The organism is Kitasatospora sp. NPDC058063, assembly GCF_042885395.1.
In the GTDB taxonomy this organism is placed as follows: domain Bacteria; phylum Actinomycetota; class Actinomycetes; order Streptomycetales; family Streptomycetaceae; genus Kitasatospora; species Kitasatospora lactacystinica.
Genome location: NZ_JBHVSD010000006.1, coordinates 247,089 through 269,602, shown reverse-complemented (window position 1 = coordinate 269,602; position 22,514 = coordinate 247,089). Strand labels below are relative to the sequence as shown.

The 22,514-nt window shown below is 73.4% G+C and carries 19 protein-coding genes and 1 tRNA gene; 15 read left to right on the top strand and 5 right to left on the bottom strand.

The window, feature by feature from the left end; translation table 11 throughout:
• The 3 genes from ACFVUY_RS12920 (at position 1) to ACFVUY_RS12910 (ending at position 4,863) form a co-directional block, all read left to right on the top strand.
• Positions 1–1,260, top strand: coding sequence for an HpcH/HpaI aldolase/citrate lyase family protein (locus tag ACFVUY_RS12920; protein ID WP_387729630.1), 1,260 nt, complete (start codon positions 1–3; stop codon positions 1,258–1,260).
• 163 nt (positions 1,261–1,423) lie between these two features.
• Positions 1,424–4,030: a phosphoribosyltransferase gene (locus tag ACFVUY_RS12915; RefSeq protein WP_387729628.1), complete on the top strand. Its 2,607-nt coding sequence runs from the start codon at positions 1,424–1,426 to the stop codon at positions 4,028–4,030.
• Positions 4,030–4,863 carry an HAD family hydrolase gene (locus ACFVUY_RS12910; protein WP_387729625.1) on the top strand — a complete coding sequence of 278 codons (834 nt, stop codon included), beginning with the start codon at positions 4,030–4,032 and terminating at the stop codon, positions 4,861–4,863. The genes ACFVUY_RS12915 and ACFVUY_RS12910 overlap by 1 nt, the downstream gene beginning before the upstream one ends.
• Positions 4,864–4,885: 22 nt before the next feature.
• Here ACFVUY_RS12910 and ACFVUY_RS12905 read toward each other — a convergent pair whose 3' ends face one another.
• Together ACFVUY_RS12905 and ACFVUY_RS12900 are read right to left on the bottom strand one after the other, a co-directional pair.
• Positions 4,886–5,110, bottom strand: a complete 225-nt coding sequence (locus tag ACFVUY_RS12905) for a zinc ribbon domain-containing protein (protein WP_380353459.1) — start codon at positions 5,108–5,110, stop codon at positions 4,886–4,888.
• Positions 5,111–5,225: 115 nt separating this feature from the next.
• The gene (locus ACFVUY_RS12900; protein WP_387729623.1) at positions 5,226–6,635 is read right to left on the bottom strand and encodes a hypothetical protein; all 1,410 of its coding nucleotides are present in this window, start codon (positions 6,633–6,635) and stop codon (positions 5,226–5,228) included.
• Between the two features lie 172 nt (positions 6,636–6,807).
• Here ACFVUY_RS12900 and ACFVUY_RS12895 point away from each other — a divergent pair.
• The 10 genes from ACFVUY_RS12895 to ACFVUY_RS12850 all read left to right on the top strand — a co-directional run bounded on the left by ACFVUY_RS12895 (position 6,808) and on the right by ACFVUY_RS12850 (position 18,597).
• A tRNA-Val gene (locus ACFVUY_RS12895) sits at positions 6,808–6,879 on the top strand.
• Between the two features lie 177 nt (positions 6,880–7,056).
• Positions 7,057–8,340 carry a restriction endonuclease gene (locus ACFVUY_RS12890; protein WP_387729621.1) on the top strand — a complete coding sequence of 428 codons (1,284 nt, stop codon included), beginning with the start codon at positions 7,057–7,059 and terminating at the stop codon, positions 8,338–8,340.
• A gap of 146 nt (positions 8,341–8,486) precedes the next feature.
• The gene (locus tag ACFVUY_RS12885) at positions 8,487–9,173 is read left to right on the top strand and encodes an HAD family hydrolase (RefSeq protein ID WP_387729619.1); all 687 of its coding nucleotides are present in this window, start codon (positions 8,487–8,489) and stop codon (positions 9,171–9,173) included.
• A 12-nt stretch (positions 9,174–9,185) separates the two neighbouring features.
• The gene (locus ACFVUY_RS12880; protein WP_387689615.1) at positions 9,186–9,890 is read left to right on the top strand and encodes a VIT family protein; all 705 of its coding nucleotides are present in this window, start codon (positions 9,186–9,188) and stop codon (positions 9,888–9,890) included.
• A 209-nt stretch (positions 9,891–10,099) separates the two neighbouring features.
• Complete coding sequence (locus tag ACFVUY_RS12875) at positions 10,100–12,646, top strand: ATP-dependent Clp protease ATP-binding subunit (RefSeq protein ID WP_387729617.1); 2,547 nt, start codon at positions 10,100–10,102, stop codon at positions 12,644–12,646.
• A 106-nt stretch (positions 12,647–12,752) separates the two neighbouring features.
• Complete coding sequence (locus ACFVUY_RS12870; protein WP_387729615.1) at positions 12,753–13,997, top strand: sensor histidine kinase; 1,245 nt, start codon at positions 12,753–12,755, stop codon at positions 13,995–13,997.
• Entirely contained in the window at positions 13,994–14,671 is a 678-nt protein-coding gene (locus ACFVUY_RS12865; RefSeq protein WP_359907250.1) for a response regulator transcription factor, read from the top strand. The genes ACFVUY_RS12870 and ACFVUY_RS12865 overlap by 4 nt, the downstream gene beginning before the upstream one ends.
• 286 nt (positions 14,672–14,957) lie before the next feature.
• Entirely contained in the window at positions 14,958–15,275 is a 318-nt protein-coding gene (locus tag ACFVUY_RS12860; protein ID WP_387729614.1) for an SHOCT domain-containing protein, read from the top strand.
• The gene (locus ACFVUY_RS12855; RefSeq protein WP_380550445.1) at positions 15,272–16,027 is read left to right on the top strand and encodes an ABC transporter ATP-binding protein; all 756 of its coding nucleotides are present in this window, start codon (positions 15,272–15,274) and stop codon (positions 16,025–16,027) included. Before ACFVUY_RS12860 ends, ACFVUY_RS12855 begins: the two co-directional genes overlap by 4 nt.
• On the top strand, positions 16,024–18,597 hold the full coding sequence (locus ACFVUY_RS12850) for an ABC transporter permease (RefSeq protein ID WP_387729612.1): 2,574 nt from the start codon (positions 16,024–16,026) through the stop codon (positions 18,595–18,597). The genes ACFVUY_RS12855 and ACFVUY_RS12850 overlap by 4 nt, the downstream gene beginning before the upstream one ends.
• A gap of 81 nt (positions 18,598–18,678) precedes the next feature.
• Here the strand turns inward: ACFVUY_RS12850 and ACFVUY_RS12845 are convergent, their stop codons facing one another.
• The 3 genes from ACFVUY_RS12845 to ACFVUY_RS12835 all read right to left on the bottom strand — a co-directional run bounded on the left by ACFVUY_RS12845 (position 18,679) and on the right by ACFVUY_RS12835 (position 20,454).
• A complete protein-coding gene (locus ACFVUY_RS12845; RefSeq protein ID WP_359907239.1) occupies positions 18,679–19,563 on the bottom strand; it encodes a metallophosphoesterase in 885 nt (294 codons plus the stop codon).
• Between the two features lie 279 nt (positions 19,564–19,842).
• Positions 19,843–20,241: a DUF4190 domain-containing protein gene (locus ACFVUY_RS12840; RefSeq protein WP_387729610.1), complete on the bottom strand. Its 399-nt coding sequence runs from the start codon at positions 20,239–20,241 to the stop codon at positions 19,843–19,845.
• A gap of 57 nt (positions 20,242–20,298) precedes the next feature.
• Complete coding sequence (locus ACFVUY_RS12835; protein ID WP_387689600.1) at positions 20,299–20,454, bottom strand: hypothetical protein; 156 nt, start codon at positions 20,452–20,454, stop codon at positions 20,299–20,301.
• 120 nt (positions 20,455–20,574) lie between these two features.
• Between ACFVUY_RS12835 and ACFVUY_RS12830 the strand changes: the two genes are divergently transcribed.
• Positions 20,575–21,204 carry a TetR family transcriptional regulator gene (locus ACFVUY_RS12830; protein WP_387729608.1) on the top strand — a complete coding sequence of 210 codons (630 nt, stop codon included), beginning with the start codon at positions 20,575–20,577 and terminating at the stop codon, positions 21,202–21,204.
• 362 nt (positions 21,205–21,566) lie between these two features.
• Positions 21,567–22,421, top strand: a complete 855-nt coding sequence (locus ACFVUY_RS12825; RefSeq protein ID WP_387729607.1) for a serine protease — start codon at positions 21,567–21,569, stop codon at positions 22,419–22,421.
• Positions 22,422–22,514 lie beyond the last annotated feature (93 nt).

The window sequence follows — 22,514 nt, the reverse complement described above, 5'->3', positions numbered from 1 at the left end:
TTGCGGCATTTCGGCCACCTCGCCGAGGACGTACGCGGCCGGCTCTTCCTGGAACAGCCGCGCCCGTTCGACGTGCGGAGCGAGCCGACGGTGCTCGCCACCGCCCTCGGCGGTACCCTCTACAGCCCGGCCACCCGGCCCGCCCTGGCCGCCGACATCCGCAAACTCGCTGGTCGGGGCGTGGTGTCGATGGTGCTCTGCCTGGAGGACGCGATCGCCGACCACGAGGTGGACGCGGGCGAGCGGAATCTGGTCGAGCAACTGAATGACCTGGTCAAGGATTTCACCTCCTGTGCACAGAGCCATCCCCTGCTCTTCATCAGGGTCCGCACCGCCACCCAGATCCTCGACCTGGCCCGGCGCCTCGGACCGGCCGTCGAACTGCTGAGCGGCTTCGTGCTGCCGAAGTTCACCCCCGAGAACGGTGGCGAGTACCTGGCCGCGCTGGCCGCCGCCGAGGCCGCGACCGGGCGGCGGCTGTTCGCCATGCCCGTCCTGGAGTCGCCCGAACTCGCCCACCTGGAGACCAGGCGGGACCAGCTCTTCGGCATCGCCGAGCTGCTCGCCGGCCACCGCGAGCGGGTGCTCGCCGTCCGGCTCGGCGTCACCGACCTCTGCTCCGCGTACGGCCTGCGGCGCTCGCCCGACCTCACCGCGTACGACGTGGCGCTGGTCGCGTCGGTGATCGGGGACGTGGTCAACGTGCTCGGCCGGGCGGACGGCACCGGGTACACCGTCACCGGACCGGTCTGGGAGTACTTCCCGGTGCAGGAGCGGATGTTCAAGCCGCAGCTGCGCCGGACCCCGTTCGCCGGGGCGTCCGTCTCCGCCGCGGCCGGGGCTGCGGCCGGGGCTGCGGCAGGGGCTGCGGGGGTTGCCGGGGTTGCCGGGACACTGCGGGCCTCCGGGGAGGAGGTCCGCCGACGGATCATCGAACACGACCTGGACGGGCTGATCCGGGAGGTCGAACTCGACCGGGCCAACGGCCTGCTCGGCAAGACCTGCATCCACCCCAGCCATGTGCCGGCCGTGCACGCCCTCTCCGTGGTCACGCACGAGGAGTACTGCGACGCCCGGGACATCCTCCGGCAGGAGCAGGACGGCGGCGGGGTACTGCGCTCGGCGTACACCAACAAGATGAACGAGGCCCGGCCGCACCGGGCCTGGGCGGAGCGGGTGCTGCTGCGGGCGGAGGTGTTCGGGGTGGCCCGGGAGGACGTGAGCTTCGCGGAACTGCTGTCGGCCTGCCTGTGCGGCTGACTGTTTCCGCGACCGAACCCGAGCCGTTCCCTCCGGTTCCCCCGGCGGGGATATGACGGATCCGTGAGTGGCGGGGCACCGACGCACCGACTTACCGACGAAGCAACGCACCGACGCACCAGCGCACGAACGCACCAGCGCACCATCGAAGGCAGGACCAGCAGTGACAGCAACACCGCAGACGTGGACCGGCCGTTGGGTCGCCGACCGGGCCGGGATCGCGCTGACCGGATCCGAGCGCCTCCCCGAACTCGTCGGCCTGGCGCTGCGCTCGGGGAACCCCAAGCGCGCCCACCTGCTGGTCTCCAACGTGCTCGGCAAGCACGTACCGCAGCGGCCCTCGGTGGTCCACGGCACCGGGCTCGAACTCGGCCGCCGGGTCCGCGAACTGCTCGGCGCCGCGGCCACCGCGCGCGCCGTCGTGCTCGGCTACGCGGAGACGGCCACCGGCCTCGGCCACAGCGTCGCCGACGGCCTGGATGCCCCCTACCTGCACTCCACCCGCCGACCGGTGCCCGGCCTGGCCCCGGTCGGCGGCTTCGAGGAGGAGCACTCGCACGCCACCTCGCATCTGCTGCTCCCCGCCGACCCCGCACTCCTCGCCGGGGACGGGCCGCTGGTGCTGGTGGACGACGAGTTCTCCACCGGCCGCACGGTCCTCAACACCATCCGCGACCTGCACGCCCGCCACCCCCGCGGCCACTACGTGGTGGTCGCCCTGGTGGACCTGCGCTCCGCGGCCGACCGGCGCCGGCTCGACGAGGCCGCCGCCGAACTCGGCGTCCGGCTGGACCTGGTGGCCACCGCGAGCGGGACCGTCGAGCTGCCCGAGGACGTCGTGGTCCGGGCCGAGCGGCTGATCGCCGGGGCGGCACCGGAGGAGGCGCCCCCGGCGGCCCCCGCGGCGCCGCTCGCCCGGATCGCGCTGGACTGGCCCGCCGGACTCCCGGACGGCGGCCGGCACGGCTTCACCGCCCGCGACCGCGCCCGGCTGGACACCGCACTGCCCCGACTCGCCGGACAGCTGGCCGAGGCCCTGCCCGCAGGGGCACGGCGGGTGCTGGTGCTCGGCTTCGAGGAGCTGATGTACGCGCCGCTGCGCCTGGCCGACGCCCTCGACGAACGGCTCGGCGGCAACCGCGTCCGGTTCTCCACCACCACCCGCTCGCCCGTCCTGGCGGTGGACGACCCCGGCTACGCCATCCGCACCCGGCTCGCCTTCCCCGCCCACGACGACCCGCAGGACGGCGGCTCGCCCGAGCGGTACGCGTACAACGTCGCCCCCGGCAGCGACCCGGCGCGGCGCTTCGACGCGGTGGTGCTGGTGGTGGACGACATGGCCGACACCCCGGCGCTGCACGAGGGCGAGCGGGCGCTGCTCGGCCAGCTGCGGCAGGTGACCGACCGGGTGGTGCTCGCCGTGCTGCCCTCGCACCGGCCGGTGGCCGGGGGTGCCGCTTCGCCGGCCGGACCTGCTGCGCCGTCCGTGTCGCCGTCGCCGTCGCCCTCGCCGCTGTCGCCGTCGCTGCCCGTGCCGCTGTACGGGCCGGCGTTCTCCTCGTACCCGGCCGAGGAGGTGGCCTGGCTGCTCAAGGACCTTTCCGGGGTCGAGCTCGAAGCCCCCACCGAGGAGCGCGAGGAGGCCGTCCAGAACGGCGGCGCGCACTACGCCGAGTCGCTGCCGGTCGAGTACCAGCCCAGCCCCGAGTACCAGGAGCTGTTCCAGCAGGCACTGCGCGGCTCCGCCGGCCGGATCGCGCTCGCCGTCGGCACCGTCGCCGAGACGCTGCTGCGCGAGCGTGGCCCCGGGCTGGTGCTCGCCTCGCTGGCCCGCGCCGGCACGCCCGTCGGCATCCTGGTCCGGCGCTGGCTGGCCTTCGCGCACGGCCTGTCCGTCCCGCACTACGCGGTCTCGATCGTGCGCGGCCGCGGCATCGACCCGGTCGCGCTGCGGTACCTGGCGGCCCACCACCGCGCGCAGGACGTGGTGTTCGTCGACGGCTGGACCGGCAAGGGCGCGATCACCCGCGAACTGGCCGGCGCGCTGGCCGGCACCGACTTCGACCCGGACCTCGCGGTGCTGGCCGACCCGGGCCGCTGCGTTCGGACGTACGGAACCCGGGACGACTTCCTGATCCCGTCCGCCTGCCTCAACTCCACCGTCTCCGGGCTGGTTTCGCGCACCGTGCTGCGGGCCGGGCTGATCGGGCCGGACGACTTCCACGGCGCCAAGCACTACGCCGAACTGGCCGGGAGCGACGTCTCGGCGGCTTTCCTGGACGCGGTGGCCGCCCGCTTCGGCGAGGTCCGTGCCGCGGTGGCCGAGGGCGCCGGCCGGCTCGCCGACGACCCGCAGCGGGAGCCCGACTGGGCCGGCTGGGCCGCGGTCGAGCGGATCAGCGCCGAGTACGGCATCGACAACGTCAACCTGGTCAAGCCCGGCGTCGGCGAGACGACGCGGGTGCTGCTGCGGCGCGTCCCCTGGCGGATCCTCGCCCGGCGCGGCGCCGGCGCGGACCTCGACCACGTCCGGCTGCTCGCCGCCCAGCGCGGAGTCGAGGTCGAGGAGGTGGACGGCCTGCCGTACACCTGCGTCGGCCTGATCCACCCCCGCTACAGCCGCGGGGCGACCGGGGGCGACGGGCGTGCCGTGACCGACCGTCACCCCGGCACCGACGTGCGCCCCGGCACCGACGGGAGTGCCGTGACCGACCGGCGTGCCTTCACCGATGGGCGCGTCGCGACCGAGACTACGGGGAGGGAATCCTGATGGGTGTTCTGGTGGCCAGCGACCTCGACCGGACGCTGATCTACTCCGAACGGGCCATGGCCCTGGCCGAGCCCGACCGGCTCGCGCCGCGGCTGCTCTGCGTCGAGGTGTACAAGGGGAGGCCGCTGTCCTTCATGACCGAGCGGGCCGCCGGGCTGCTCGCCGACCTCGCCCGGGAGGTCTGCTTCGTCCCGGCCACCACCCGGACACCGGAGCAGTACGGGCGGGTCAACCTGCCCGGCCCGACGCCGGACTGGGTTCCCGCGTACGCGATCTGCGCCAACGGCGGGCAACTGCTGGTGGACGGCGTGCCGGACCGCGACTGGCGGGCCGAGATCACCACGCGGATCGCGGCCGGCTCGGCCCCGCTGGACGAGGTGACCCGGCGGCTCGCCCTCTGCGCCGACCCGGAGTGGACGCACAAGCGGCGGGTCGCCGACGAGCTGTTCGCCTACCTGGTGGTCGAGCGCGCCGCACTGCCGGAGGGCTGGCTCGACGAGTTGACCGGCTGGTGCGCCGAACGCGGCTGGACGGTCTCCCTGCAGGGCCGCAAGGTGTACGCCGTGCCCGCGCCGCTCACCAAGAGCGCCGCACTGGCCGAGGTCGTCCGGCGCGCCGGCGCCGACACGGTGCTGGCGGCCGGGGACTCACTGCTCGACGCGGACCTGCTGCTCGCGGCGGACGCGGGCTGGCGCCCGGGACACGGCGAACTCGCCGATAGCGGCTGGACGGCCCCCGGCGTCACCGCCCTGACGGAGGTGGGGGTGACGGCGGGGGAGGAGATCGTCCGGCGGTTCCTCGCCGGAGCGTCCGTCCTGCCGGTCGGGGCCTGACCGGGACCGGGACCGGCCCCTGTCAGCCGCAGCAACCGCCCCCGCAGCAACCGCCCCCGCCCCCGCCCCCGGCGGCGGGGGCCTGCTGGGCGGCGGCCGCACCACCCGTGACGGCGACGGTGGACAGCAGCTTCACGGTGTCCTCGTGGCCCTGCGGGCAGACGGCGGGGTCGTTGGCCTGGGCCATCGGGCGGCGGAGCTCGAAGGTGGCGCCGCAGGAGCGGCAGCGGAAGTCGTAGCGTGGCATACCGGCAGCGTACCCAGCGGGGGTGGCTGCCGGGAGCCCTGTTCCGGCGCCGCCGGAGCCGTCGGTGCTATCGGCGCCACCGGTCCTACTGGTCCTACCGGCGTTGCCGGTCGTCCTACCGGTGACCGCCGAGGTCCCCGCGGATCAGCTCGATCACCCGCGCCGCCGTGTCCCGCACGCCCGCGAGCTCGGTCAGGAAGTGCCAGTAGTCGGGGTGCCGGCCCGCCGCCTCCAGCGCGGCCACCGCGCGGTCCAGCCGGGCCACCGCCTCGTCCAGCGGGGCGGCGTGCCGCGGGTCCGGCGCGCTGCGCCCGGCCATCGCCAGCCGCTGCGCGTCCCGGATCGCGAAGCGGGCACGCTCGATCTCCCGGTTGGGGTCGTGCTGCACCTCGTTCAGCTGCCGCAGCCGGTCGTTCACCGCGGACACCGAGCCGTCGGCGGTCTCCAGCAGCGCGCGGACCGTCCCGATCGCGGCGGTGGCGTCCGCCCAGCGCTGCTCGTCCCGCGCCCGGGCGGCCTCGGCGAGCTTGCGCTCGGCGGCGCGGCCGGTCTCCGCGACCTGGTCCGACACCCGCTGGAGGTCCTGCCAGCAGGCGGTGCTGAACCGGCGGCGCAGCTCGCTCAGAGCGGGCTCGACCGTCGTGGCCTTGGTCTCCAGCGCCTGGATGCGGGTCCGCAGGCTCGCCACCCGCCGGTCGATCTCCCGCGCCCGCTCCGGCAACTGCCCGGCGTCGGCGGCGATCGCCTCGGCGCGGTGCTTCACGTCGTCCGCGCGCCGCAGGGTGTCCGCGACCCCGTGCCGGGCCGGGCCCTCGTTCAGCCGGCCGAGCTCGGGCGCCAGCTCGGCCAGCCGGGCCGCCAGGTCGTCCGCCCGCAGGCCGGCGCCGCGCGCCTCGTCCAGCGCGGTGGTGGCCGCGAGCAGCGCGCGCTTGGCCTGCTCGACCGCCGGGGTGACCCGCATCAGCTGCTGCTCGGCGTGCTGGACGGTCGGCTGCAGGCGGCGCAGGAAGTCGTTCAGCTCCGCCCGGGCCGAGCCCAGCTGGCCCTTCACGTCCTCCAACTGGCGCTTGGCCTGCGCGGCCGTGCCCGCGTCCAGGGTCTCGCTGTCCAGGTTGTGGGCGTCGAGCGCGGCGAGGTAGTTCACGGTGACCTGGTCGACCCGGCCGGAGATCGCCGCCAGGTCGGCCAGCGCGCGCTGCGCCGCCTGGCCCTCCTCCGCCGCGCGGACCGTCTCCACCGCGAGCTGCACCTCGCGCTGGGTCTCCTCCAGCTCGTAGAACGCCTCCTGGGCCGCCGCCCGGGCCTCCCGGGCCTGCGCTCGTCCGCCCTCACCTCCGCCGCGCCGGCCCCACCAGCCGCCGGTCCCGGCCGAGGCCAGCCCGACCGCCCCCAGCGCACCCGCCAGCACCACCGGCAACATCAACGCGTCGGCCAGCGCACTCCCCGCCCGACGCCGCCCCCGCCCGCTCCCGCCGGCCACCGTCACTGCGCGCTCCCTGCTCCGACCCGCTGATCCGGCCTCCATTCTCCCCGATCCCCCCACCGGCCCGGCACCCCCTCCCACCCCATCCACCTCACGGCCCCGCACCCCGCCGCACCCCCACCCGCCCGCCACCCCACCGCACACCCGGCCCACACCACCTCCCGGGACCAGGTACCCTAGGCACTCGTCGTACGCCCACCGGGCATACGGCAGGGGGCGCGTAGCTCAGTGGTAGAGCGCTGCTCTTACAAAGCAGATGTCGGCGGTTCGAAACCGTCCGCGCCCACAGAAGAGAAGGGCCAGTTCGGAGGCAACATCCTCCCGAACTGGCCCTTGATCGTTTCCGCGTCCCTGTCCCGCCGCCCATCGAGGGAGCAGGCGGATCTATTGTCGTACTAGCGTGCCAAGATCGCGGGCAGTTCGGTCTGTTCGTCGAGGGGGCACTGTGGGACGTTCGTTGCGTGTGGGTGACGTGCTTCGGTACACGGCTTCGAAGGACACGGTGCCGGCGACAGTCGACGGGTTCGACAACTTCTACTTCGTCACGGACAGTCCCGGTCAGAAGCGGGCCCTGCTCGAAGCGGGGATCAATGCGATGGCCAAGGTCAAGGCGGACCAGGGGATGCGGCGGCCGGCGGTGATGATCCGGTCGAGTCCGTGGAAGGCAGGATCGGAACAGACACCGTGGCACGACGTGTTCGACATCGACAACGGACATGTTCGTTACTTCGGTGACCACAAGCCGGAGATGGCGAAGCCGGTCGGTACCACCACGGGCAACGCGGCATTGCTGGAGGCGTTCGGCTGCCACCAAGCGCCTACAGCTGAGGAGAGGGCCGGTGCAGCGCCGCTGCTGCTGTTCCGGTCGGTGCCGAAGAACGGCAAGGTCAAGGGGCATGTCCAGTTCTGTGGTGTCGCTCTGCTCGAGCGGACGGAGCGCGTGGTCCAGTGGGGTGGGCCGGCGCGGACGACGTTCACCAACTACGCCTTCGATCTTGTGGTGATCGACCTCACCGCGGAGGACGACAAACTGGATTGGGACTGGATCACCGCGCGGCGTGACCCCGATCGGACCGATGCCGAAGTCCTGAAACTGGCGCCCGCAGCATGGCGGGAGTGGGTGAAGCACGGCCACTCGGTGCTGCCGAAGGTGCGCCGGCGAGTGGCACGGTCGCAGGTCGTCAAGGTTCGTGACCAACGGCCGACTCCGGGCAGCTCGGTCGAGGCGGACCTCCAGGCGGTCTACAAGCGGTTCGACAACGACAAGCACGCGTTCGAGGTCTTGGCCGCGGTCGTTGCTGCGAAGGTGATGCGGGCGTCCGGTCACAAGTACAACGAAGGTTGGCTGACCCGTCGGTCGGGGGACGGCGGGGCGGACTTCGTCGGTCGGTTGGATATCGGCAGCGGTCTGGCCGGTACCAAACTGGTCGTTCTGGGGCAGGCGAAGTGCATCAGGCCGGACAGCCTGGTATCTGCCGAGCAGATCGCCAGAGTAGTGGCCAGGCTCAGGCGTGGATGGATCGGCGTGTACGTCACCACCGGCTCCTACTCGGAGCCGGCGCAGTTGGAGATGGTCGAGGACCAGTATCCAGTGGTGCTGATCAACGGGCAGGACCTGATCAAGGAGCTGTACGAAATAGCAGGCAAGGATCACGGCGGCGACCTCATGACATGCGTTGATGCCCTGTTGCACAGTCGCTCACTCGAAGTGGTCAACCGCAGGCCCGAGGAGATCCTTCTCGACTGAGCGGCCGCCTGCGACCGGCTCGCCAGACCGGGTGCTGCGCGGCGGTCGGTTGCGGGTGCCGGCGGTGCGACGGCCGAGAGCAGACGTCGGAGGTTCGAAACCGTCCGGGCCCACCACCACGAGGGCCGGGGTGGTAGGGAGGGGGGATGTTGACCAGGGCGTTCGATGCGGTGTTGTGCGATGTGGACGGGGTGATCCGGTTCTTCGACGGGGCCGAGGTGGCGGCGTTGGAGCGGGCGGCCGGGGTGGGTGAGGGGAGTACGGCGGAGGTCGGGTTCGCGCCGGAGAACGACCTGCCGTTGTTGCTCGGGCGGATCGGGAAGGCGGAGTGGGTGGAGTCGATCGCGCGGGGGCTGGCCGGGCGGGTGACGGGGGCGCAGGCGCGTGGGCTGGCGGAGGCGTTCGCGAACTCGCCGTTCCGGGCGGACGAGGTGGTGGTGGGGTTGTTGCGGCGGGTGCGGGAGCACTGCCGGGTGGTGCTGGTGACCAATGCGACGGCGTGGCTGGACGAGGATCTGGCGCTGCTGGGCCTGACGGATCTGGCGGACGCCGTGGTGAACAGCTCCCGGGTGGGCAGCGCCAAGCCGGACCGGCGGATCTACGAGATCGCCGCCGGGCGGGCCGGGGTGGTGCCGGAGCGGTGCCTGTTCGTGGACGACCGGCAGGAGAACGTGGATGCGGCGGTGGCGCTGGGCATGACCGGGGTGCGCTACCGGGGACCTGAGGACCTGCGGCGGGCGCTGGCGCCGGTGCTGGGCCAGCGGGTGGTGCGGCCGCGGGTGGCGGGGGTGGGGGTGGCGGGCGAGGATCGGGGGGACCGGGCGGACCCCTGAGAGCGGTGGCGGATGGCTGAGCAGGTCGGGGAGTCGCGGGCGGAGCTTTCCTCGCGCCTGAACTGGCTGCGCGCGGCCGTGCTGGGGGCCAATGACGGCGTGGTGTCGACGGCCGGCCTCGTGACCGGTGTGGCGGGCGCGGAGGGTTCCCGGACGGCGCTGCTCGCGGCCGGGGTGGCCGGGCTGCTGGCGGGGGCGATGTCGATGGCGGCGGGCGAGTACGTCTCGGTCAGTACCCAGCGGGACACCGAGCGGGCCGCGTTGGCGCAGGAGCGGCGGGAGCTCGCGGAGGATCCGGAGGGGGAGCTCGACGAGCTGACCGACTACTACCGGGGCAGCGGGCTGGAGGACGGACTGGCCCGGGAGGTGGCGACGGCGCTGACCGAGCGGGACGCGCTGGCGGCCCACGCGCAGACCGAACTGGGCATCGACCCGGACGTGTTGACCAACCCCTGGGAGGCGGCGCTGGCGAGCGCGGCGGCGTTCACGCTGGGCGCGCTGGTGCCGCTGCTGGCGGTGCTGCTGCCGCCGGAGTCGTGGCGGCTGCTGGTGACGGTGGTGGCGGTGGCGGTCGCGCTGACCGTGTCGGGCTGGACGAGTGCCCGGTTGGGCGGGGCCGGCCCGGGGCGGGCGATCATGCGCAACGTCGTGGGCGGGCTGCTGGCGATGGGGGTGACGTACAGCGGCGGTGTGCTGCTGGATCGGGTCACCGGGTGAACGCGAGTTCCCGGCCCCGTGAACGGTTCTACGGCGGGCCCGCACGTCCGCCCGCACGTCCGCCCGCACGTCCGCCCGCATGTCTGCCCGCCCGTCCCGCCGGCGGCGAGGCCCGGGCACGCCGGGTGACGGCGCCGTCCGGCTCGACAGGCGAGGTGTCGCGGCCTGTGTTTGTGTGGCTGCAAACCGCTTGGGAGAGGTGAAACGCCGTGACCGTGCCCCCGTTCGGATCGAACGATCCGTTCTCCGATCTGCTCAGCCGGTTCTTCGGGATGAGCCCGCTGGCTTCCCCGCCCGCCGTGCAGCGGGTGCCGATCGGACGGTTGCTCAGCGAGTCCTCGCAGGAGCTGCTCGCGCTGGCCGCGCGGCGGGCGGCCGAGGACGGCTCCAGTGACCTCGACACCGCGCACCTGGCCTGGGCGGCCACCCGGGTGGAACCCTCGCGCCGGATGCTGGAACGGGCCGGTATCGATCCGGACCGGCTCTCCGGGGACCTGGAGCACGCCCTGCCCGCGGGCGATCCCGAGGCGGTGGACGGCCGGCCGGCGCTCACCCCCTCGGCCAAGCGCGCGCTGCTCGCCGCGCACGCCCAGTCGCAGGCGGTGGGCGCCTCGTACATCGGCCCGGAGCACATCCTCGGCGCGCTGCTCGACCAGGAGCGCTCGGGGGCCGGGGTGGCGCTGCGCAACGCGGCGCCCTCGCAGGAGGCGCTGAAGTCGGTGCTGGAGGGGCGCGGCACCGGCGGCGAGCGCAGCAGTACGGGTGCCCGCCCGAGCGAGACGCCGACGCTGGACGAGTACGGGCGCGACCTCACCGAGGAGGCGCGTTCGGGCCGGTTGGACCCGGTGGTGGGGCGGGCCGAGGAGATCGAGCAGACCGTCGAGATCCTCTCCCGGCGGACCAAGAACAATCCGGTGCTGATCGGTGAGCCGGGCGTCGGCAAGACGGCGATCGTCGAGGGACTGGCCCAGCGGATCGTCTCCGGGGACGTGCCGCAGAGCCTCAGGGAGAAGCGGGTGGTCACCCTCGACCTGACCGCGCTGGTGGCCGGTTCCAAGTACCGGGGCGAGTTCGAGGAGCGGCTGAAGAACGTGATCGACGAGGTCACCGCGGCCGAGAAGAGCGTGATCCTGTTCCTGGACGAGCTGCACACCGTGGTCGGCGCCGGCGGCGGTGGCGAGGGTTCGATGGACGCCGGCAACATCCTCAAACCGGCGCTCGCGCGCGGTGAGTTGAGCGTGGTCGGCGCGACCACGCTGGACGAGTACCGCAAGCACGTGGAGAAGGACGCCGCGCTGGAGCGCCGCTTCCAGCCGGTGCTGGTGCCCGAGCCGAGCGTCGAGGAGACCGTCGAGATCCTCCACGGGCTGCGCGACGCGTACGAGGCGCACCACCAGGTGCGGTTCACCGACGAGGCGCTGGACGCGGCGGCGACGCTCTCCGACCGGTACGTCAGCGACCGTTTCCTGCCCGACAAGGCGATCGACCTGTTGGACCAGGCCGGCGCGCGGGTCCGGCTGCGCAGCCTGAGCGGGTCGACCGAGGCGACCGGGGTGCAGGACCGGATCACCAAGCTGAAGCGGGAGCTGGACGAGGCCGTCGTGGACGAGGAGTTCGTCCGGGCCGCCAACCTGAAGACCGAGCTGCGGCAGACCGAGGACGAGCTGGCGGCGATGGCCGAGTCCCGCGAGGAGGTCGTCGACGTGACGGCCGACGACATCGCGCAGGTGCTCTCCTCCCGGACCGGCATCCCCGTCGCGGAGTTGAACGCGACCGAGAAGGAGCGGCTGCTCAAGCTGGAGGAGCACCTGCACGAGAAGGTGATCGGCCAGGACGAGGCGGTCACGGCGGTCGCCCAGGCGGTGCGCCGCGGCCGGGCCGGGATGGGCGACCCGGACCGTCCTACCGGTTCCTTCCTCTTCCTCGGGCCGACCGGCGTCGGCAAGACCGAGCTGGCGAAGGCGCTGGCGGCGCTGCTGTTCGGCGACCCGGACCGGATGATCCGCTTCGACATGAGCGAGTTCCAGGAGAAGCACACCGTCTCCCGGCTGGTCGGCTCCCCGCCCGGGTACGTCGGTTACGAGGAGGCCGGGCAGCTGACCGAGGCGGTGCGCCGCAAGCCGTACAGCGTGCTGCTCTTCGACGAGGTGGAGAAGGCGCACCCGGACGTCTTCAACCTGCTGCTCCAGGTGTTGGACGACGGGCGGCTGACCGACTCCCAGGGGCGTACGGTCGACTTCCGCAACACCGTGGTGATCATGACCAGCAACATCGGCTCCCAGCGGATCCTCGACCACGCGGGCAACGTGGACGAGATCCGTGACGACCTGATGCGCGACCTGAGGCAGCAGTTCCGGCCGGAGTTCCTCAACCGGATCGACGAGGTGATCGTCTTCCACGCGCTCACCCGGAAGGACCTGCTCTCGGTGGTGGACCTGCTGCTGGACCGCAGCCGGCGCCGGCTGCGGGCCCAGGACGTCGAGCTGGACGTCACCGGGACGGCCAAGGAGTACCTGGTCAACCGGGGCTACCAGCCGGAGTTCGGGGCCCGGCCGCTGCGCCGGACGATCCAGTCGGAGCTGGACAACCGGATCTCCAACCTGCTGCTGGACGGTTCGGTGCGGGAGGGGGACACGCTGATCGCGGACGTGAGCGACGGGGAGCTGGTGGTGACGCTGGCGCGGCCGGAGGCGTCGGCGACCTTCGAGGAGGCGGAGGCGAAGGCCCGGGCCGGCTCGGCCGCTGCGGGGGACTGAGGACGACCGGGGGCGGGCGTACTCCAGCGGGAGTACGCCCGAACGCCACTGGTGGAGGACGCGCGGGGACGCGTCGCGGGTCTAGCTTGTGGGCATGATGCCGCCCATGTCCCCGCCGACCGAGCCGCCTTCGGCGGAACGGCCACCGGCGCAGCCGCCGGAGGAGCCGCCCGAGCCGTGGCGCCCGCCGTGGGTGCGCGCGGCCAAGGCGGGCTACCCGCTCGGGACGGCGGCGGCGGTCGCGGTGCTCCAGGTGGTCGGCTCGACCTTCGCCGGGCACAACCAGCACGGGCGGGCCCCGCTGGACGCCTTCGGCTACCTCCTGCTGCTGCTCGGGCCGGCGCTGCTGGTGCTGCGCGAACGCCGGCCGGTCGCGGTGGTCGCCGGCACCTCGGTGGTCACCGCCGGGTACCTGGCCGCCGGATACCCGTACGGGCCGGCCTTCGTGAGCTGGCTGATCGCCTGCTGCGTGGCGATCGGCTCCGGCCACCGCCGGGCGGCCTGGGCCGGCGCGGGGGGCGTCTACCTGGTGCACCTGCTCGGCACCTTCGTCCTGCCGCAGAGCTGGCAGCGCGCGGCCCCGCCGTCCGGCAGCGTCTGGCTGCAGGAGCTGGGGCTGCTGGCCTGGCTGCTGCTGGTGATGGCGGGGGGCGAGCTGGTCCGGTTCCGGCGTGAGCGGATCGCCGCCCACCGGGCCTACCGGCAGCAGCTGGAGGAGCGCCGGGCCAACGAGGAGCGGCTCAGGATGGCCCGGGAGCTGCACGACATCCTGGCGCACAGCCTGTCGCTGATCAGCATCCAGGCCGGGGTCGCGCTGGCGCTGCTCGACCGTCGGCCGGAGGAGGCCCGCGGCGCGCTGGTCACCATCAAGTCGACCAGCAAGGAGGCGCTCGGCGAGGTCCGCCAGGTGCTCGCGACGCTGCGCGGGCCCGGGGCGGCGCCGCGCGGGCCGGCCCCGGGGCTGGACCGGCTGGACGAACTCACCGAGCAGGCGGACCGGGTGGGCCTGGCGGCGGAGGTGCAGGAGCGCGGCGAGCGGCGCGCGCTGTCCGCCGCCGTCGACCTCACCGCCTTCCGGATCGTCCAGGAGGCGCTCACCAACGTGGTCCGGCACTCGGCGGCCCGCCAGGCGGTCGTGGTGCTGGACTGGACGGACCCGGCCGTGCTGGTGGTCCGGGTGGAGGACCCGGGGCCCGCGGTGCTCGCGGACGCGGGCGGGTCGGGCAGCGGGCTGGTCGGGATGCGGGAACGCGCGGCGGCGTTCGGTGGCACCATCGCCGCGGGGCCGCTGCCCGACGGCGGCTTCCGGGTCCGGGCGGAGCTGCCGACACCGAAGGCGGAGAGCGATTGATTCGGGTACTGCTGGCGGATGACCAGCTGCTGGTCAGGGCGGGCTTCCGGGCCCTGCTGGACCTCCAGGACGACCTGACGGTGGTCGGCGAGGCGGACGACGGCGAGGCCGCGCTGCGGCTCGCCCGTGAACTCGTGCCGGACGTCGTGCTGATGGACATCCGGATGCCGCGGATGGACGGGCTGGAGGCGACCAGGAGGATCGCCGAGGACCCGGCGCTGTCCCCCGTGCGGGTGGTCGTGCTGACCACCTTCGAGCTGGACGAGTACGTGTTCGAGGCGCTGCGCTCGGGGGCCGCGGGCTTCCTGGTCAAGGACACCGAGCCGGCCGAACTGCTGCGGGCGATCCGGGTCGCCGTCGCGGGGGACGCGCTGCTCTCGCCGGGCGTCACAAGGCGGCTGATCGGCGAGTTCGCCGCCCGCTCGAAGGCGCCCGAGGCCGTGCCGGAGGGGCTCTCGGACATCTCGATGCTGACCGAGCGGGAGCGCGAGGTGCTGGCCCTGGTCGGGATGGGGCTCTCCAACGAGGAGATCGCCCGGCGGCTGGTGGTCAGCCCGCTGACGGCGAAGACGCACGTCAGCCGGGCGATGGTGAAGCTCGGCGTGCGGGACCGGGCGCAACTGGTGGTGCTGGCCTACGAGTCGGGGCTGGTGCGGCCGGGCTGGCTGGGCTGAGCGGCTCCTGGCGGTTGCGGTCCGCGGGTGGTTGGTCCGTGGGCGGCTTCGGTCCACGGGTGGTTTGTCCGTGGGCGGTTGTGGTCGACGGGGCGGGTGCGCCGGAGGCGTCGCCGTCGCGCGGCTGCTTCCGGCCCCGCGTGTCGTGGGCGGTTCCTACTCTCCCGGGAGTATCCCAACGGCCGCTGCTGGTAGGACGCGTGATGAGACCTCGGTGCGGGACGCTCCAGTCACCTCGGGAACCGTCCGAGGTCCTGGAGGCCCACCACCGAGGAGTTGAACCACCATGTACACCCAGCTGGCCGACTGGCACGGCCCCGGCCCATGGATCCTGCTGATCCCATTGATCTGGATCGCCGTGGTGGTCCTGGTGATCGCGGTGCTGCGCCGCACGGTCTGGCGGCGGCACGGCTGCGGATTCGGGTACGGCTACGGGGTTGGAGCCGGAGCCGGAGCCGGAGCCGGAGTCGCGGCGGAGCATCCGCTGGCCGTCCTGGGCCGGCGCTACGCGGAGGGGGACATCGACGCCGAGGAGTACCGCGCCAAGCGGGCCGTGCTCAGCGAGTCGCCGCGGGACGACGCCAAGGGAGGTGGCGCCAGGTGACCACCCTGGACGTCGTACGGGGCACCGCCGCCCGGGTCGCCGACGCCGTGAAGGTCTACGGAGTCGGCGGCACCGAGGTCCGCGCGCTGGACCACGTGACGGTGGAGTTCCCGGCCGGGCGGTTCACCGCGATCATGGGCCCGTCCGGCTCGGGCAAGTCCACCCTGATGCACTGCGCGGCCGGGCTGGACAGACTCACCGCCGGCAGCGCCTGGATCGGCGACACCGAACTCGGCCCGCTCAACGACCGGCGGCTCACGCTGCTGCGCCGGGAGCGGATCGGCTTCGTGTTCCAGGCCTTCAACCTGGTGCCCACGCTCACCGTCCTGGAGAACATCACCCTCCCGCTCGACCTGGCCGGGGCCGCCCCCGACCAGGCCTGGCTGGAGACGCTGGTCGACGTGGTCGGACTCGGCGACCGGCTGCGGCACCGTCCGAGCGAGCTCTCCGGCGGCCAGCAGCAGCGGGTCGCGGTGGCCCGGGCGCTGGCCGGGCGGCCCCGGGTGGTCTTCGCCGACGAGCCGACGGGCAACCTCGACTCCCGCAGCGGCGGCGAGGTGCTCGGCCTGCTGCGCCGGGCGGTGGACGAGATGGGCCGGGCCGTGGTCATGGTCACCCACGACCCGACGGCCGCCGGCTGGGCCGACGAGGCGCTCTTCCTCGCCGACGGACGGCTGGTGGACCGGATGCGGCAGCCCACCTCCGCCCTGGTGCTGGACCGGATGAAGGCCTTCGAACGGGGGCGGTCGTGAACGCCGTTCCCCTCCGGCTCAGCCTGCGCTCGCTGCGCGCCCACAAACGGCGGCTGGCCGGCACCCTCCTGTCCATCGTGCTCGGGGTGAGCTTCCTGACCGGCACGATGGTGCTCGGCGACACCCTGCGGGCCAACTTCGACACCCTCTTCGCCGACGCCAACGCCGGCACCGACGTCGTGGTCCGCAGCGCCGACGTGCTGGACTCGGCGGGCACGGTCGGCGGGGTGCGGGCGCCGGTGGCGGTGACGCTCGCCGACCGGCTGCGCACCGTGCCGGGGGTGGCGGCCGCGGAGCCGTCCGTCCAGGGCGCGGGCCAGCTCATCGGGAGCAACGGCAAGCCGATCGGCGGTCAGGGCCCGCCCACCCTGGCGGGCAACTGGCTGGTCGACGGCCGGCTCAATCCGTACCGGCTGGCCGAGGGCCGGGCGCCGGCCGCCCCGGGCGAGGTGGTGGTGAACCGGGGCGCGGCGAAGTCGGGCGGGCTGCGCGTCGGCTCGACCACCGTGCTGCGCACCCCCGATCCGGTGCCGGTCACCGTCGTCGGCATCGCCACCTTCGGGGCGGACGCGGACGGCATGGGGCCGAGCACCTTCACCGCGATGACCTTCGCGGACGCCGAGCGGTACCTCACGCCCAAGGGCGAGGGCCAGGCCGGCTCGATCCAGGTCCGCGCCGCGGGCGGGATCTCCCAGCGGGAGCTGGTCGACCGGATCACCCCGCACCTGCCCGCGGGCGTCCAGGCGATCACCGGCGCGGCGGCCACCCAGGAGTCCACCCAACTGGTGTCCGGGCGGTTCCTGACCATGTTCACCACGCTGCTGCTGGTCTTCGCCGGGATCGCACTGCTGGTGGCGACGTTCACCATCCACAACACCTTCGCCATCGTGGTCGCCCAGCGGACCAGGGAGAACGCGCTGCTGCGGGCACTCGGGGCGGTGCGCGGCCAGGTGCTCGGGGCGACCCTGGCGGAGGCGCTGGCGGTCGGCCTGCTGGCCTCGCTCGGCGGGCTGCTGGGCGGGATCGGGGTGGCCGCCGGGCTCAAGGCGCTCTTCTCCGCACTCGGCTTCGCCCTGCCGACCGGCGGCATGGTGATCGGCACGGCGGCCGTCCTGCTGCCGCTGCTGGTCGGCACGCTGGTCGCGGTGGGCTCCGCGCTGCTGCCGGCCGTCCGGGCCGGGCGGACGGCTCCGCTCGCGGCCCTGCGGGAGACCGGCGTCGACCGGGCGGCGCAGGGGCGCTCGGGCGCCGTCCGGGTGGTGCTCGGCGGCCTGTTGCTGACCGGGGGAGTGCCGGTGGCCGTCCTCGGAGCGACGGACGGCCCGTCCGTGGTGCTGACGGCCGTCGGGGCCCTGGCGGTACTGGCCGGCACGGTGGTGCTCGGCCCGGTCGCCGCGGCCCTCGCGGTGCGGACGCTGGGCGCGCCGCTGCCCAGGCTGCGCGGGGTCTCCGGGGTGCTCGCCCGGCGCAACGCGGCCCGCAACCCGCGCCGGACGGCGGCCACCGCGAGCGCCCTGATGATCGGGGTCGCGGTGGTCACGCTGTTCACCGTCTTCGGCGCCTCGATCAAGGCGACCCTGGACTCCACGGTGAGCAGGTCCTTCGCGGGCGATCTCGCCGTCACCACCGCCTCGTTCGGGGCCGGCGGCAGCGGGATCAGCCCCAAGGTGGCGGACGCCCTGGCCGACCTGCCCGAGGTGCGGCAGACGGTCGGGCTCGGCCGGGGCGTGGCCCGGATCGACGGGCACGGCCGGACGCTGGACGTGACCGACCCGGCCCGGCTGTCCGGGATCGTGGACCTCGGCCGGGTCGACGGCTCGCTGGCCGCGCTCGGCACGGACGGGCTGGCGGTCTCCCGCAGCGAGGCGCAGCAGCGCGGCTGGCGGCTCGGACAGTCCGTCACCGTGGGCTTCACCGACGGTGCGAGCGGTCCGTTCACGATCCGTGCTCTGTACGAGGGCGGCAGCCTGGCCGGGGACTACCTGATGACCCGGCAGGCCTGGGCTCCGCACCGGGGGCAGGACGCGGACACCATGGTCGCGGTCGGGCTGCGCGACGGCGTGCCGGCCGCCGCGGGCAAGGCGGCGGTGGAACGGGCGCTGGTCCCGTACGGCAGCCCGCAGGTGCAGGACCGCGCCGAGTACGCCAAGAGCGCGGCCTCCGGCGTCGACACGATGCTCTCGGTGGTCTACGCGCTGCTGGCGCTGGCAGTGCTGATCGCGCTGCTGGGCATCACCAACACCCTGACGCTGGCGGTGCACGAGCGGACCAGGGAGCTGGGGCTGCTGCGGGCGGTCGGTCAGAGCAGCGCCCAGCTGCGCGGCATGGTGCGCTGGGAGTCGGTGCTGGTGGCGGCCTTCGGGACGGTCGGCGGTCTGGGACTCGGAGCTTTCCTCGGCTGGGCCCTGGTGCGGGCCTCGGACAGCGCCGGGACGGGATCGTTCGCGATACCGCCCCTCCAGCTGGCCGTGGTCCTGGTGGCCGGGCTGCTGGCGGGCGCGGTCGCCGGACTCCGCCCGGCGGGCCGGGCGGCGCGGCTGGACATCCTGCGGGCGATCGCGACGGAGTAGGAGAGGCGCTGGAACGGGAGACGGCAGAGCAGGGGCGGTGGAGGCGGTGGAGAAGGAGGTGGGAGCGGCTGAGCCGGATGCTCAGTCCGCCGTCTGCGGGAAAACCTCCCGCAGCAGGGGGTTCGGCAGTCCGCGCTTGCGCCACTCGCGCGGGTAGCCGAGCGAGACCTCCGTGAACGGGACGCCGTCGTAGGTGGTCCGGCGCGGGATGTGGAGGTGGCCGTAGATCATCGCCGCGGTGTTGAACCGGGTGTGCCAGTCGGCGGTCAGCTCGGTCCCGCACCACTGGGCGAACTCGGGGTACCAGAGGACATCGGTGGGCTGGCGGACCAGCGGGTAGTGGTTGACGAAGACCAGCGGGACGTCCGGGTCGCAGGCCGCCAGCCGCTTCTCGGTCAGCCGGACGCGCTCGCGGCACCAGGAGTCGCGGTCCGGGAACGGGTCCGGGTAGAGCATCCGCTCGTCCGCGCAGACGACGCCGGTCTCGTAGGCGGCCGCCAGGGAGGCCTCCTTGGTGGTCGTGCCCGGCGCACGGAAGGTGTAGTCGTAGAGGAGGAAGAGCGGGACGATGCGGACCGGACCGCCGGGGCCCTCCCAGACCGGGTACGGGTCCTCGGGGGTCACCACACCGAGCCGGCGGCAGCGTTCCACCAGGTGCTCGTAGCGGGCCACCCCGCGCAGCTGGACCGGGTCCTCGGGGTGGGTCCACAGCTCGTGATTGCCGGGCACCCACACCACGCGGGCGAAGCGCTCGGCGAGCAGGCCGAGGGCCCACTCGATGCTGGTGGTGAGCTCGGCGACGTCACCGGCGACGAGCAGCCAGTCGCCGGGGTGGGAGGGCTGGAGCTTCTCCACCAGGTCGCGGTTCTCCTGGTAGGAGATGTGCAGATCGCTTACGGCGAGCAGCCGTCCACCCGTTGGGGTGGGTCGTTCCGGCTGCGTGTCGCTGCGGTTCTCGGTAGTCACTCCTGCCCCCTGAGGTCGTCCGGCCGATGGGGCCCACCCTACGGGGCGGGCCGGAGGAACGGGGCGGGTTGACGGGATCAGTCGTTCGAACAGTCGCTCCGGCAGTCGGGATCCGCCGAGTGAGCCGCCACGGAGAACCGCCGGCGCATCGCCGGGCGCATCGCCGGGTGAATCGCTAGGTGAATTGCCGGGCGCATCAAGGGCGAAGGGTGGATCGGGAACGGAGAGCAGCGAGGGGCGAGTGCAGGAGCCAAGAACGGAAGGGGAGTTGGGCCGGATTCAGGAGCCGATGTCGATGAGCACCCCGTGGGAGGTGACGAGGGTGACGGCGAGGATCGCCAGTGAGGCGATGCCGAGGGCCAGACCCAGGAGGGCGCGGCCGCGCCGGCTGGTGCCGCGGACCAACGCCAGGGTGGCCAGGGTGATGGCGATCGGTCCGAGGACGATGTTGAACAGCAGCAGGCCAGGCAGGCCGAGGAGGAAGGAGGCGATGGCGAGGCCGTCTGCCTCGGCGGTTCCCTGACGGTCGGCTCCCTGGCGGCCGGGTCCCTGACGGTCGGTCGTCCGGCGGATGTCCGCCTGACGGTCGGTCGCCCGGCCGAGGCTCGCCGGGCGGCTGACGATCCGCCGGACGGTGGCCGGAAGCGAGGCGGCCGGGTGGTCGGTGACGGTGCTCATGGTGGTGCGGGTCCTCTCTGTGGAGTGGCCGCGGGTGCGGTCCGCGGAGCGGCCGGGTCAGCGGTGCCGGAGGCGGGCGATGCCCTCGCGGGCGCCGAAGGCGAGCAGCCAGGCGGTGATGCCGGCGGAGGCGGCGAGGAAGACCGGGAGCGAGGTGTGGGCGGCGGTGCCGATCAGGACACCCATGGCGACCAGGGCGGAGAGCAGGATCACGGCTGGCTCCTTCGGCTGCGGCTGGGACTGCGCCGATTTCGGTTGACAAGTGTTCACTGACTTCGGCCCCACTGTACGCTCGGCTGGCCAAGTTCAGCAAACGATTGTTTACTGAATGGCGTGAGTCACACCGTTGGGGCCAGGCAGGCCCAGAAGCAGCAGAGTCGGCGGGCCTTGCTGGACGCCGGACTGCACCTGTTGGCCGATCAGAACCTGGCGAGCCTGGGCGTTCGCGAGGTCACCCGTGAGGCGGGGCTCTCCCCGGCCGCCTTCTACCGGCACTTCCCGGACCTCGCGGCCCTCGGGGTGGCGCTGGTGGAGGAGTCGTTGGCCAGCCTGCACATCATGATCCGTGCGGTGCTCGCCGAGGCCGGTGGCGCCGAGGAGCTGATCGACCGTGCGGTGGACGTGATCGAACGACACGTCCGCGAGCACCGGGGGCACGTCCGCTTCCTGGCGCGTGAGCGGCACGGCGGGGTCCGGCAGGTGCGGGAGGCGATCGATGCCGAACTCGGCCGCTTCGCCGCCGAGGTGGGAGCCGCCCTGGCGCTGCAGCCGGAGTCACGGGGGTGGAGCGAGCGGGACCTGCGGATGCTCGCCGAGCTGTACGTCGACCACATGGTCTCCACGGCCGCCGCCTTCCTGGAGGCGCTGGAGACGGACCCGGCGCGGGAGCGGCGGATCGCCGCCACCGCGCGCTTCCAGCTGCGCCTGATCAGCTTCGGCCGGGAGCACTGGCGGGCGGGTTGACCGTACGGGCGCGGCAGTTGACCGGCCGGCGGGGATGCGTGGCCGGCGTGTGGCCGGCCCGCGGTGGGGTTGTGAATCCGGCGGCGTTCCGGTCCGGCCGGCCTGTGTCCCGGATTGCTTGCCGGTTCGTACTCCGGTCCGCACCCCCGGTCCGCACCCCGGACCGCACCCCGGACCGCACCCCGGACCGCACCCCGGTCCGCGTGCCGCACCCACCCCGAGTCGCGTGCCGAGCGGCGGCGGTAACCGGCCAATGCGTCTTGGGAGGTTCTTGGTGTTGCTTTGACTCTTGACAGTGGGTCATGTCCGCGCCAGCTTTGGTGGACCCCCACCCGTGGACCCCCCACACCGAGAGGTCTCTCATGAAGAAGCCGCTCATAGGCACGGTTGCCACACTCCTGGTCGCCGGGGCCACCGCCTTCGTCGGAGCCGTTCCGGCTCAGGCCGCAGCCGCGGCCGCCAAGCCCGCCGCGAAGCCTGTCGCCGCCGTCACCTTCGCCGGGACGGTCGCGCTCAGCAACTGCTCCGGCTCGCTGGTGCGGATGCCCGGCTCGGCCGCGAGCGACCCGGCCCTTGTGCTCTCCAACGGCCACTGCCTGGAGACCGGTATGCCCGGTCCGGGCCAGGTCGTCCTCAACCGGTCCTCCAGCCGGAGCTTCACCCTGCTCAACGCGAGCGGCGGCAGCGCGGCCACACTGCGTGCCACCAAGATCGTCTACGGCGCGATGACCGACACCGACGTCTCGATCTACCAGCTGAACACCACCTACGCGTCGATCCAGTCCCGGTACGGGATAGCCCCGTTGACCCTCGCCGCCACCCACCCGGTCCAGGGCACCTCGATCCGGGTCGTCTCCGGCTACTGGAAGAAGATCTACTCCTGCTCGGTCGACGGCTTCGCCTACCGACTGAAGGAAGCCGACTGGACCTTCAAGGACTCGGTCCGCTACACCTCCACCTGCAACGTGATCGGCGGCACCTCCGGCTCGCCGGTGGTCGACGCCTCGACCGGCCAGGTGGTCGCCGTCAACAACACGATCAACGAGAGCGGCGAGACCTGCACCCTGGACAACCCCTGTGAGGTCGACCAGAACGGTGCCGTGACGGTCCGTCCTGGCATCGGCTACGCCCAGGAGACCTACGGGATCCCGGCCTGTTTCGCCGCCGGCAACCGCTTCGACCTCACCCTCCCCGGCTGCACCCTGCCCCGCCCGTAGGCAGCCAGGACAACCCCGCTGACCAGCACGTTTCCCCCGATGGGCCATCCGCGAACGGCGGGTGGCCCATTCGGCCGTCCATCGGTCGGCCAC